The following is an 11,278-nucleotide window of genomic DNA, read 5'->3' as shown; positions in this document are numbered from 1 at the left end:
CCGTTCCTTCACTCCAATTCAATGCTTGCAGCCGGGGGAGGACGCCGCCGACATTACCCCTTATTACGCATGAACCAGCCCACCCCCTCATGCGCAATCGAGAATATCCAACAATTTTTTACGCGCGCGCCGGAGCCGCGTCTCCACGGCCTTGCCACTGATCCCCAGCGCGGCGGCGGTTTCCTTTTGGGACAAGCCCTCCACGGTCCGGAGCAAGATCGTCTCCTTGAGCGTGGCCGGCAGCTGGGATACCGCGCGCGAAAGCCGGGCTAGCTCAGCGCGATGGAAGGTTACCGCGTCGGCGCCTGGCGCCTCGTCCCACTCACTCTCCATCGTCTCGGGCGGCAGCGAAGAGGCGAACGATAGTATCTGGCGTATGCGCCGCCGCCGATGCCAGTCGCGGCTCTTGTTGATCGCCACGCGGGCCAGCCACGCAGCGAGCGGCCGATCTCCGTCATACCTTCGCAGGTTCTGAAAGGCGGACGCGAAGCATTCCTGAGTGAGGTCAAGCGCCTCTTCGGCGTCGCCGATATGTGCACGGATCAGGCGGTAGACCGGCTCCTGGTGCCGGCGCATGATCTCGGCGAAGGCGGCCTGACGTCCAGCGAGCGTCAAGGCGGCGAGTTCGCCGTCGGTGCAGGCCGAAAGTTCAAGACTCACCGCGCGTCTGCGGTCAGCGCCTTCACCACCGCGCGGTCGAACGTCCTTGCCTGGTCGGGCCGCAGGATCTGCCGCATCGCGAACATATGGTTCAACGTCTCCTTTTGGAGCTCGCCCATCGAGCCGTGCGAACGATCGACGGCCGCCGCGACCTGCGGCCCGTTACCATGTTCGGCCTCGATGGCGTCGGCGAGCCGCGCGTTGTCGGCCCTGAGTTCCAGCTCCAAGGCACGCCTTCGAACGGTGAAGCGGGACTCCAGCGTCTCGAGCTTGGTCCGTTGAGCCTCGTCCAACTCGAGCCCGTCGTGGAGCAAGCTGTGAAGCTCCACACCTGGGCTCGTCGGCGTAGGAAACACCTCGCGTCCAGCCCACACGCCTGCGACCGCCGCCACGAACGCGACGGCCGCGATCAGCATCGTTCTCCGGGCGCTGCTCGTCATTGGAACGCCAGCAAGGTCGAAGGCGCTAGCGGCACGGCAGGTCCGAAAGGCGTCAGCGTCGGCATCTGCGCAGTCGCCGCTGCGGATGACAATCCGCCGCCCACCACTCCCAAGACGACTGCGCCTACCGCTGCCAGCATGCCAGCCCGCAGTGTCACTCCGCTGCCCGCGTGCTGCTCCGCCGCGATCAACCGCATGACATCCCCTTCCAGTTCAGCAAGCCGGGGATGAAGCGGCTGCTCGGCAAGGCGGCGCAACGCGCTGTCCAAATCCATATCCATGTTCATTCCTCCGTCGTGCTAACATTCATTACGCACGGCCGGCGAACACCCCTCGAATCCGACGTGAACGAATGTCACGAAGCGGAACGCCCCCGGGCCGGCGGCGCACTCTTCCATTGCGCCCAATCGTTCACAACTCGCACGCAGGCCGGCGATCCACGCGTCCCGCTGTTTTCAAGTTCCTGATTCACCTTCTATTGGCAGGCCGAGCGCAGCTAGGGCGGCAACCATGGTGTTCGTCAGGTCAAGCGAGGGGGCGACAATGTGTGCGTGGCGGCTGTGGGCAACAGCATGGCCGTGCATATGTCGACGTTTGTCGCGACCAGATAGCGCGATTGGCAACAAGCCGCCGATATTGCTCGTGAGCCGGGCAGCGGCACATGACCATTCCGCTGTCCGCAGGAGTTGGGTGACGGCAAGCGGAATGGTCCAAGAACGGGCAGCGGCGATAGATCGACACTATCGTCTTCTGGAGGAAATGGAGGGGCCATGTCTGTGTCTGCCCCCCCGCCGAGGAGGCGGTTTAGTGCGTGCTGAACAACTATGGTGAAAGCATCCAGCACCAAAGGAAAAGCCTTTGTCTAAAAGCTCATTCTAACCGTCGCTCGCGCGGTTGTCGGCGCACCGGGCATGATGTTGTTATCGTTGTAGGCGGACGAGAAATAATTGCTGTCGAGGAGGTTCTCGACGTTGATTTGCGCCTCGATGTGGGGGGTGAGCTTGAAGAACGCGGCGGCATCGACGCGGGTGAACGCAGGCAGGACGGCGGCATTGCTGACGGAGGTGAAGCTTTTTGTCTGGTGGTAGACGCCGACCCCGGCTCCCAAGCGAGGGGTGAAGTCGTAGCGGGTCCAGAGCGAAGCCTGCTGCTTGGGCACAAGCGGGACCTCGCGGCCCGCAGGAGCCGCACTCGTGGTCTTGCGGATTTTTGCGTCCTGCAGCGTGTAGCCGGCGCTGATTTGCCATTGGGGTGTGATCGCGCCGCTGAGGCCGAGCTCAAGCCCTTTGCTGCGTTGCGCGCCCGTAAGCACCGTCCGCGTCGCGTCATTGGGATCGGTTGCGCGGGTGTTGGTGCGGTCAAGCTGGTAGACGGCAGCGGTCAGGTTAAGCGTTGGGGAAACATCCCATTTGAGGCCGACTTCGTAATTGTCGAACTTCTCTGGTTCCAGCGCGGCGGTTGTTATGTCGAGCGATGAAAACTGATCGCCCGATTGCGGCAGGAAGGACCGGCTATAGCTGGCGTAGATCGAGACGGGTTGCACCGGCTTCAGCACTACCCCAAGGCGGGGAGACCAGAGGGTGTCGGTCCGGCTATAGCTCCGCCCGGCGACGAGATCATCGATGCTGAGCTTGAAGCGGTCGCGGCGAACGCCGCCGATGACATCGACATGTTCGCCGATCGAGATCTGGTCCTGCACATAGAAGGCCGTGGCGTCGGCATTTGTCCGGATAGACCGGTAGCCGGTGTTGGCGGTGGTGCGCAGCGTGACTGGCGGCACCGTGATTCGGTCAGCCAACGCGACAAAGACGCGCCGCCCTCCATTGACGATATCACCACTTCCGAAAAAGCCATTGATCCGCTGGTTGCGCGTGCGCTGATCGCCATATTCGAAGCCGGCGAGCAGCACGTGGCGGACGGGGCCGGTGGTGACGGTCCAGACGAGATCGTTCTGGTTGAGCAGGTTCTTGCGCGTCGTGGGATCGCTATATGCCTCGAGGCCGACGCTCTGGACGGCGCCGCGCGGGGTGGCCGGGGTTACCGCGAAAGTGTTTCGATAGAGCTTGTCATAATCTCCGTAGAGGACGCGACTGGTTACGGTCAGGTTGTCGCTAAACCGATGCTCGATGCGCCCGCTTAGGACCTTAGCCTCGAAATCGCTGACGTTGAATCCCGGCACACCAAAAAAGGTATCGCGAAAACCGGTAAGGGGGCGTGACGGGCTGGTCAGAGAGCCTTGGGCAGCCGAGGGAACGCCTCGATCGATCGTGCGCTTGTCATTGTTGTATTCGAAGCCCAGGTCGATCCGTGTGGTGCCGCCTAGCGATACGGCAAAGGTCGGATTGATCGCGAGCCGGCGTCCGTCGTAGAAGTCCCGGTTGCTGTTGAACTCCTCATAGACGGCGTTCAGTCGAGCCGAGGCGGACTGGCTGATCGGTTGGTTGATGTCGGTGTCGATATACCATGCGCCATATGTATCCGCCGAACCGCTGCTACTGATGAAGGCGTTGGCACCGGGGCGCTTGGTGACGCGGTTGACGATCCCACCCCCACCACCGCGGCCGAAGATCATTGCGTTGGGACCTTTCAGGACCTCGATCCGCTCTGCGTTGTAGAGGCCGCGGTAATATTGCACGTCGTCACGCAGGCCATCGACAAAGAAGTCTGCGGTGCTGTTGTTGCCGCGCAGAATGATCTGATCGCGGTGACCCTCACCCTGAGATATCACCGCGCCGGGGACATAGCGAAGCACGTCGGCGATCGAGCGCATAGCTTGATCGTCAATCTGCGCCTCGGTGATGATCGATGCCGCCTGTGGAACGTCCTTGAGACTGGTCGGAGTGCGGGTGGCGGTGCTGGTCGCATCGACCTGGTAGCCGTCCCGGACGCCGGTGACGATGATTGTTTGGCGTGCGTCCGTAGCCGGGGGAGCTGGCTGGTCCTGGGCCGTTGCGGGCACGGCCATTAATCCAAGGCCTAACGCGCCGCTTAATGTACTTTTTTTCATTTTACCCCCTTGCGAATCGTTCTCAATCTGTGCGCCGCCCTATGATATATGCAACTGCTTCGCAATAGCCGATGTCTGACTTGAAAGTGCGTGATGAAGGTAATGGTGCGCATCGACCCCCTAAGTTGGAGACGCCCGAACGGTGTGCCGCCAGATCGGTGAGCAAGCCCTGCCGTCGCTCACCAGATTAGGGGGCGAGTTCGGGATCTCGGCGCCTGCGGTGGTCGTTTCGCTAGCGTCGCGCCTCTATATGTGATAATGTCCTTTATCGGATGTATCGGGAGCGCTATGAAGGCCTATGGACCAGGACCCCATAGGCCCTCCAGATCAGCCCGGCCTTGCGATTGGCCGGTGCGCGCGCGTTGATGCTGGAGGCGCTGGCGCAGCTTCACGCCGCCGGCGCAGTGGCAACCGCCGTCCGCTTGCAGGAGGCGATCGACAGCCTTGAATGGCCGCCGAAGAACGATGGAAGCCCGACATGAGCAGCAACGAGAGCGGCGGGACTCGCGGCAAGAGCAACCTGCCTAAAGAAGAGGCAGCGCGCGCGGCCGCGAAGCAGGGCAATCGCGCATGGATCGAGCGCCTGGTCGATACCAGCCGCCGGCTTGCCACCGAGCCCGAGGTGCTGGCAGCGATCGAGAAGCGCAGCTTCTAGGCGTGAACCAGCTCGCCCTCCAGCCCGCTCCCGCTCCCGCGTTGGCGCTGCCGGCGCTGGTCGCATCGGCCGACAACGCCACGCAACGCCGCTTCCTTGAGTTCTTCGCGGTCACCATCCGCAACGCGCATACGCGGCGCGCCTACGCGCGTGCCGCGAGTGAGTTTTTGGCATGGTGCGATGCGCGCGGAGTCGTGTCGGTCGCCGCGGTGCAGCCGCTCCACGTTGCGGCATGGATCGAGGCGCTGGGGCGCGAGGTGAGCGCGCCCACGGTCAAGCAGCAGCTCGCCGGCGTGCGCCACCTGTTCGATTGGCTGGTGACGGGCCAAGTGGTGCCGACGAACCCGGCAGCGTCGGTGCGCGGGCCGGCGCACAGCGTGCGGCGCGGCAAGACCCCCGTGCTGGCCCCCGACGAGGCGCGGCGGCTGCTCGATGCGATCGACGTGACCACGCCCGCCGGGCTTCGCGATCGGGCGCTGATCGGGCTGATGGTCTATTCGTTCGCGCGGATAGGCGCGGCGCTGGCGATGCGGGTTGAGGACGTGTTCGTGCAGAATCGGCGGCTATGGGTTCGGCTGCACGAGAAGGGCGGCAAGCGGCACGAAATGCCCTGCCACCACAATCTGGAAGAGTATATGACCGCCTACATCGATGGCTGCGATCTACGCGAGGATCGCAAAGGGCCGCTGTTCCGCACGATCGCGCGGGGCACCAGGCGACTAAGCGACACCCCCCTGCCCCAGGCGAGCGCGTTTCAGATGGTGCGACGGCGCGCCGCGGCGGCCGGGATCGAGACGGCGATCGGCAACCATTCGTTCCGCGCGACAGGGATCACCGCCTACCTGAAGAACGGCGGCACGTTGGAGCGCGCCGCGACGATGGCGAACCATGCCTCCACGCGCACCACCCAGCTTTACGATCGCCGTCCCGACGACGTGACGCTGGATGAGGTGGAACGGGTGTTGATCTAGGCGTTGTCGCTGCGCTCTGATTGGAGGAGGCATGATTCGTTCAGAACTCATCCAGAAGCTGATGCAGTGTAATCCTGATCTATCCGCCAAGGATCTCGAGCGGTTGGTGGCGAGCGTAGGCGGCGACGAACGCGACGACGCTCGCGAGCCGCCAGCTTATCGGCCGAAGCCCGCTGATGACGGGGCCGCGCATGCGCGTCTATTAGCGTCCGCGTGCGAAGGCGGCTGCGCAAAGCGCCAGCGCCGCTCCGATCAGCGCCGGAATAGTCCCCTCCCCTGTCATCGACAAGGACACGGCGGCGATCAACGTGCCGCCGGTCTGGCCGGTCAGTCGGCAGAGCGTCAGCATGCCGGCGGCGGCGCCCGCGCGCGTTACCGGGCCGGTGCGCAGCATGACATTGTTGTTGGGCACCTGGAACAGGCCGAAGCCGACACCGCATAATGCCATCGCAGCGCCGACAAGCGGCAGCGGCGGCGTAGACCGCAGCGCGAAGGCGAGGACCAGCAGCCCTGCCGCGAGCAGGCACAGGCCGCCGGCGCTCATGGCCCCGGCCCATGACCTGTCGGCGAACCTTCCGGCAAGAGGCGAGCTGAGTGCGGTAGCGAGTGGCAGGGGCAGGATGAGCAGCCCCACTGTGGCGACGCTCAAGCCCCGCTCGCCTTCGAGCAGGAAGGGCATAGACACCAGCAGACACATTTGCGCCGCGAACGCGCATATCGACGCGGCATAGGCAAGCCGCAGACGTGGGTGGCCGATCAGGTCTAGGGGGATCATCGGTCTGGTGCTTGTCCGTGCCCGGCGCAGCATGGCGCCGCCCGCCACGGCGCTGGCGAGCAGCAGGCCGGCGGTAAGGGGCGACCAGCGGTCGTGGATGACTCGCGAGATCGCCAGGAACAGCGCCCCGAATGCGGTCGCGCTCAGCAGCGCGCTAGCCGTGTCGAATTTGTCGGTCTCAGGCGGACGGTCGGGGGCGAAGCGGGCCGCCAGCGCCAGCGAGAGCAGCCCCACGGGAATATTCACCAGAAAGAGCCAATGCCAGTCGCCGATCGACAGCAGGAAAGCAGCCAGCGCCGGTCCAGCCGCCGCAGTTCCGGCGATGACCACGCCATTATACCCCAGCCCTCGCCCGAGCAGTTCCTTGGGCCAGGTGAGGCGGATCAGCGCGCCATTCACGCCCATGACCGCGGCAGCCCCCAGCCCCTGCGCGAAGCGGAAGAACGCGAGCCATTCGAGGCTGCGTGCGCTTGCGCAAGCGGCCGACATCAGTATGAACAGCGCGAGCCCGCCCATGTATATCTGTCGATAGCCCAATCGTTCGCCGAGCGACGCGGCGCCAAGCAGTGTCATCACGATCGCGATCTGGTAGGTGGTGACGATCCATGTCGTCGTCGTGGGGCCGACCCCGAAATCGCGCCCGATCGTCGGCAGAGCGATATTGGCGGCCGTGCTGTCGATCACCGTCATGGCCATGGCCAGCCACAGGCCTGTCAGCGCCCAATAGCGGCGCGGCGCCGCAAGCCCGTCAGCGGTTGCGGTTGTGGAAGCCCTGACAGCCGCCGCGTCGCTCACGTCTCCGCCAGCCCCGCATAGCGATCCGTTGTCCGGATCAGACGGTCGAGAATGCCCGGTTCGGAGAAGGCGTGCCCGGCACCTTCAATAAGATGGAAGTCCGCTTGGGGCCAAGCCTGGTGCAGTTCCCAGGCAGTGCGTGTCGGGCAGGCCAGGTCATAGCGGCCCTGGACGACGGTGCCGGGAATACCGTGGAGCTTTCCGGCGTCGCGGATGAGCTGGTTGTCCTCAAGCCAGCCATGATGAACGAAATAGTGGTTCTCGATACGCGCGAAGGCGAGCGCGAAATGCGGGTCTTCAAAGCCGCCGGAGGTTTCGGGATCGGGCAACAAGGTCAGGGTGCGGCCTTCCCATAGCGACCAGGCTTTCGCACATTCGAGCCTCACCGCTTCGTCGTCGCCGGTGAGGCGCTTGCGATAGGCGGCGCGCAGGTCGCCGCGCTCCACCTCCGGGATCGGGCGCACGAAATCGACCCATTTCTCGGGATGAATCTCGGATGCGCCGAATTGATAATACCAGTGCAGCTCGGACTCGCGCACGGTGAAGATCCCGCGCAGCACCAGTTCGCTGGTATGCTGGGGATGGGTCTGCGCATAGGCAAGCGCCAGCGCCGAGCCCCAGGAGCCCCCGAAGACCAGCCATTTGTCGACGCCCATCGCTTCGCGCAGCCGTTCCATGTCGGCGACAAGGTGCCACGTCGTGTTCGCCTCTAGGCCCGCATGCGGCGTCGAATTCCCGCAGCCGCGCTGGTCGAAAAGCATCACGTCATAATGGTCGGGGTGGAAAAGCCGCCGGTGGCGGGCCGAGATACCGCCGCCAGGCCCACCGTGGAGAAAAACGGCCGGCTTGGCGCCAGGCGTACCGCTGCGCTCGTAATAGAGGACGTGCCCGTCGCCTACGTCGAGCGTGCCGCTCTCATAGGGTTCGATCTCGGGATAGAAGGTGCGCAGCTCAGTTATGGGCTGCTTGTTGCAGCCTGCGCGGCACGAGGTCCAGCCCGGCGTGGCCGCCCGCCGCTGCGATTGCCTCACCCATCAGATGATGATGCGGCGAGCGATGGCAGGCCGGATCAGTCAGCGCGGCATCGCCGGCGATCGCGAGCGCCTGGCAACGGCAGCCGCCCCAATCGATCTCGCGCCGATCGCAGCTCCTGCACACCTCCGGCATCCATTCAGTGCCTCGGAACCGGGCGAAGGCATCTGAAGCCGTCCAGATCTCGGCGAGGCTAGAATCGCGAACCGAGGGGAAGGTGAAGCCGGGCAGCGTTTCGGCGGCATGGCAAGGGAGGGCTTTGCCGGAGGGGGAAATGTTGATGAAGCGGTTGCCCCAGCCTCCCATGCAGGCTTTGGGCCGGGCCGCATAATAATCGGGCACCACATAGTCGATCACGATCCGGCCCCGGAGCCGCTCGCGTGACGCGTCCACCACGGTGTTCACGAAATCGAGTTGGTCGCGGCTCGGCAGGAGCGCGTTCCGGTTGAGCAGCGCCCAACCATAATATTGCGTGTGGGCGATCTCCATCCGCTCGGCGCCTAAAGCCTCGCCGAGCGCGATCATGTCCTCGACGCGTTCGATGTTTTGGCGGTGGATCACGAAATTAGTGGTGAGCGGCAGGCCCGCCTCGCGAATGCGCCGCGCCGCCTCCAGCTTCTTCGCATGCCCGCCGCGATAGCCGCCGATCCTGTCGCCGCCCTGGTGGCTCGAATCCTGAAAGCTGAGCTGGATATGATCGATGCCGGCGTCGAGCAGCACCGCCATCACCTCGTCGGTCAGCAGGACGCCCGACGTGATGATGTTAGTATAGAGCCCTGCCCGGTTGGCATGAGCCACAAGCTGCGGCAGGTCGCGCCGTGCCATGGGCTCGCCGCCCGAGAAATGCACTTGCAAGATACCGATGGCGGCGGCTTCGTCGAGCACGCGCAGCCATTCCGCCGTTGCTAGCTCGGATTTTGGCGCATCCATCTGCAGCGGGTTGGAGCAATAGGCGCATTGCAGGGGGCAGCGGTGGGTCAGCTCCGCGATCAGCCCCATCGGCGGCGGCGGCACGTTCATAGCTCTACGGCGCCTCGTGTCGAGAGATCCTCAAGAGCCGCGATGACATCGGTCGCGATCACGTCGCGCGGCGCATCGAAGCTCGCGGCGAGATCCTCCACGATCGCATCAATGGTTCGTGCGCCACCGACCAGCTTTAGGATCTCGACCGCGATCTCGTCGGGCATGAACAGCTTCTCGGGCGCGAGAAGCACCCAGGCATTGCGCACGGAATCGAAGCGGAACTTGACGCCGCGCCGGAAGGCGGGAGCCGATGATCCATCCGCCATCAGCTCTCCCCCGGAACAAAGGCGCCAGGCGGAATCATGCCTGGCGAGACATAGGCGAGATAGAGGCCGTCGAGCTGGCACCACAGGACGTCGCATTTGAAGCGCAGCGCGGCGAGCACCGCCTGCTGCTTCTCGATCGTATTGGCATGCTGCTTGACATAGGTCAGCGCCCACTTGCTGTCCTGCGGCGCTTGCGTGAGGCGCGGGGTAAAATAGGCGAGCGTCTCTTCGGTGATCCAGTCGTAGTTGGTGAGCATGCCGGAGACTCGCTCGGCGATGATGGTCGGCGAGAACAGCTCGGTCAGCGAGGACGCGATGGCTTCGAGCAGCGTCCTGTCGCGAACGAAGTGCACATAGGCATCCACGGCGAAGCGCGTCTCGGGCAGGATTTGGGCGGCGCTCTCGACCAGGGCGCGGTCGAGTCCCACCCCTTCGGCCAGCTTCAGCCAACGTTCGATGCCGCCGGGCTTGTCGCCATCGCCGTCATGATCCTCGATCCGCCGGCGCCATTCGCGGCGCATCTCGGCGGTGGGCAGGCGCGCCATCAGCGTCGCGTCCTTCGCCGGGATGCTAGCTTGGTAATAATAGCGGTTGAGCGCCCATGCCTGGACCTGCGCCGGGTCGAGCTTGCCGTCATGGAGCAGGCGGTGGAAGGGATGGTGGATATGGTATCGCTCGCCGCCGATCTGGCGCATCACGGCCTCCAACTCATCGGCGCTCAGCAATCGGGGGGCGGCCGTTTCCGTCATAGCATGAATTCCATGCCGTCTTCCCCGATGGTCCATCCGGCGGTTTCCGCTTCCGCCCGCTCCGGGCTGTCGGCGAGAAGAACGGGGTTGCTGTTGTTCATGTGAATGATGACCTTGCGCCTCACCGGAACGGTGCGGAAGGCCTCGATCGTGCCTTGCGGTCCCGAGAGGCTCATATGTCCCATGCGCTGGCCTGTCTTGCCACCGAAGCCGGCGGCCACCATCTCATCATCGCGCCAGAGCGTGCCGTCGAAGAAGACGATATCGACGCCGACGAGTTGGGCGCGCAGATCCTCGGGCATGGCCGCGCAACCCGGAATGAAGAGCATGCGCTTGTCGCCCTCGACGATTTCTAGCCCCACGGTCGTATCATCGACGACGATGGGCGGCGGTTCGCTGCCGCTTTCGAGATAGAGTGGCACTTTCCCTGGCACGGCGAAGAAGCGCGCGGTCAATCCTGGCTCCAGCGTGAAAGGCACGCCGAGTTGCTCGACGCTGCGCGTCACGACATCGCGCGCGAGCACCTCGAAGATCGGATTGGCGTCGAGCACGTCATGAATCCGGTGCGAAGCGTGGAGCGTGAAGGGCTGGCGCTCGCGTAGGGTCAGAAGCCCCGCGACTACATCCACATCGCCGCCGGTAAGCACGACGCCCGCGATCGGCGTATGCCGAAGGCCATCGCGCGGGTGCAGCGCCGGCGTGTCGTTGATCTGCTGGCGCAGATCGGGCGATGCGTTGAGCACGAACCAGCGCTCCCCGTCACGGCTAACCGCGACGCTGGTCTGGGTTCGCGATTTCGCTAGGGGGTCGCCGCTGCGGGCGCGACGGCACCCACCGGCATTGGAATTCCACTGGGGGAAGCCACCGCCGGCGGCTGCCCCCAGCATAATGATCTTCATGGAGTG

The 11,278-nt window shown here is 64.5% G+C and carries 12 protein-coding genes; 2 read left to right on the top strand and 10 right to left on the bottom strand.

The window, feature by feature from the left end; all coding sequences use genetic code 11:
• Nucleotides 1-87: 87 nt before the first annotated feature.
• From CEQ44_RS06345 to CEQ44_RS06330, 4 genes are all read right to left on the bottom strand, one after another.
• Nucleotides 88-660 (bottom strand): RNA polymerase sigma factor, encoded by a 573-nt coding sequence (locus CEQ44_RS06345; RefSeq protein ID WP_066766199.1) that lies wholly within the window; start codon nucleotides 658-660, stop codon nucleotides 88-90.
• On the bottom strand, nucleotides 657-1,076 hold the full coding sequence (locus CEQ44_RS06340; RefSeq protein ID WP_082733486.1) for a periplasmic heavy metal sensor: 420 nt from the start codon (nucleotides 1,074-1,076) through the stop codon (nucleotides 657-659). Before CEQ44_RS06340 ends, CEQ44_RS06345 begins: the two co-directional genes overlap by 4 nt.
• 20 nt (nucleotides 1,077-1,096) lie before the next feature.
• Nucleotides 1,097-1,381 (bottom strand): hypothetical protein, encoded by a 285-nt coding sequence (locus CEQ44_RS06335; RefSeq protein WP_066766221.1) that lies wholly within the window; start codon nucleotides 1,379-1,381, stop codon nucleotides 1,097-1,099.
• 581 nt (nucleotides 1,382-1,962) lie between these two features.
• The gene (locus CEQ44_RS06330) at nucleotides 1,963-4,065 is read right to left on the bottom strand and encodes a TonB-dependent siderophore receptor (protein ID WP_231736719.1); all 2,103 of its coding nucleotides are present in this window, start codon (nucleotides 4,063-4,065) and stop codon (nucleotides 1,963-1,965) included.
• Between the two features lie 520 nt (nucleotides 4,066-4,585).
• On the opposite strand from CEQ44_RS06330, the gene CEQ44_RS24310 reads away from it, so the two are divergent.
• The gene (locus tag CEQ44_RS24310) at nucleotides 4,586-4,762 is read left to right on the top strand and encodes a hypothetical protein (RefSeq protein WP_156448123.1); all 177 of its coding nucleotides are present in this window, start codon (nucleotides 4,586-4,588) and stop codon (nucleotides 4,760-4,762) included.
• A gap of 2 nt (nucleotides 4,763-4,764) precedes the next feature.
• Nucleotides 4,765-5,733 carry a tyrosine-type recombinase/integrase gene (locus CEQ44_RS06325; RefSeq protein ID WP_066768282.1) on the top strand — a complete coding sequence of 323 codons (969 nt, stop codon included), beginning with the start codon at nucleotides 4,765-4,767 and terminating at the stop codon, nucleotides 5,731-5,733.
• Nucleotides 5,734-5,935: 202 nt separating this feature from the next.
• On the opposite strand, the gene CEQ44_RS06320 is transcribed toward CEQ44_RS06325, so the two are convergent.
• Genes CEQ44_RS06320 through pqqB form a run of 6 tightly spaced genes read right to left on the bottom strand, consistent with a single transcriptional unit; the run spans nucleotide 5,936 to nucleotide 11,272 of the window.
• Nucleotides 5,936-7,303: an MFS transporter gene (locus CEQ44_RS06320; protein ID WP_066768284.1), complete on the bottom strand. Its 1,368-nt coding sequence runs from the start codon at nucleotides 7,301-7,303 to the stop codon at nucleotides 5,936-5,938.
• Nucleotides 7,300-8,262, bottom strand: coding sequence for a prolyl aminopeptidase (pip, locus tag CEQ44_RS06315; protein WP_066768301.1), 963 nt, complete (start codon nucleotides 8,260-8,262; stop codon nucleotides 7,300-7,302). The genes CEQ44_RS06320 and pip overlap by 4 nt, the downstream gene beginning before the upstream one ends.
• The gene (gene pqqE, locus CEQ44_RS06310; RefSeq protein WP_066768286.1) at nucleotides 8,255-9,355 is read right to left on the bottom strand and encodes a pyrroloquinoline quinone biosynthesis protein PqqE; all 1,101 of its coding nucleotides are present in this window, start codon (nucleotides 9,353-9,355) and stop codon (nucleotides 8,255-8,257) included. The genes pip and pqqE overlap by 8 nt, the downstream gene beginning before the upstream one ends.
• Complete coding sequence (pqqD, locus tag CEQ44_RS06305; RefSeq protein ID WP_066768288.1) at nucleotides 9,352-9,624, bottom strand: pyrroloquinoline quinone biosynthesis peptide chaperone PqqD; 273 nt, start codon at nucleotides 9,622-9,624, stop codon at nucleotides 9,352-9,354. The genes pqqE and pqqD overlap by 4 nt, the downstream gene beginning before the upstream one ends.
• Nucleotides 9,624-10,373 carry a pyrroloquinoline-quinone synthase PqqC gene (gene pqqC / locus CEQ44_RS06300; RefSeq protein WP_066768291.1) on the bottom strand — a complete coding sequence of 250 codons (750 nt, stop codon included), beginning with the start codon at nucleotides 10,371-10,373 and terminating at the stop codon, nucleotides 9,624-9,626. The genes pqqD and pqqC overlap by 1 nt, the downstream gene beginning before the upstream one ends.
• Nucleotides 10,370-11,272: a pyrroloquinoline quinone biosynthesis protein PqqB gene (gene pqqB / locus CEQ44_RS06295; RefSeq protein ID WP_066768293.1), complete on the bottom strand. Its 903-nt coding sequence runs from the start codon at nucleotides 11,270-11,272 to the stop codon at nucleotides 10,370-10,372. Before pqqB ends, pqqC begins: the two co-directional genes overlap by 4 nt.
• Nucleotides 11,273-11,278: the final 6 nt, after the last annotated feature.

The organism is Sphingobium sp. Z007, from assembly GCF_900013425.1.
GTDB lineage: Bacteria > Pseudomonadota > Alphaproteobacteria > Sphingomonadales > Sphingomonadaceae > Sphingobium.
Note: the sequence above shows the minus strand (reverse complement) of the source record. Positions and strands in the feature narration are given on the sequence as shown.